This window comes from Pantoea sp. SIMBA_079, from assembly GCF_046940275.1.
In the GTDB taxonomy this organism is placed as follows: Bacteria; Pseudomonadota; Gammaproteobacteria; order Enterobacterales; family Enterobacteriaceae; genus Pantoea; species Pantoea borealis.
In genome coordinates this window covers 1-231 of the sequence record NZ_JAWRYR010001003.1, presented here as the reverse complement: position 1 = coordinate 231, position 231 = coordinate 1, and the positions used below count along the sequence as shown (strand labels likewise).

Annotated in this window: 1 protein-coding gene; it reads right to left on the bottom strand. The window is 71.0% G+C overall.

Annotated features, from left to right (window positions below; translation table 11 throughout):
• Positions 1–231, bottom strand: a 231-nt coding sequence (locus SB719_RS22940) for a hypothetical protein (RefSeq protein WP_412160156.1), incomplete at both ends; no start/stop codon positions are given.

Here is a 231-nt window from a genome sequence, read left to right as displayed (position 1 = left end):
CAGGATGTTCTGGATGCGCTTGTTCGCCGCTGCCAGCGCGGCCGCTTCCGGCAACGCGGCGAACGTGCCGATGGCATCGACGCGGCGGTCGAAGTCGTACAGCGACGCAGGCCGGCGCTCGGCGACGGCGTGGAACTGCGGCACGGTCACGCCCTTGTCGGCGTAGTCGCCCGTCAGGCGGTCGAGGATGAAGTCGTAGAGCTCGGCGGCATCGGCGAGCGCGGTCGCGCC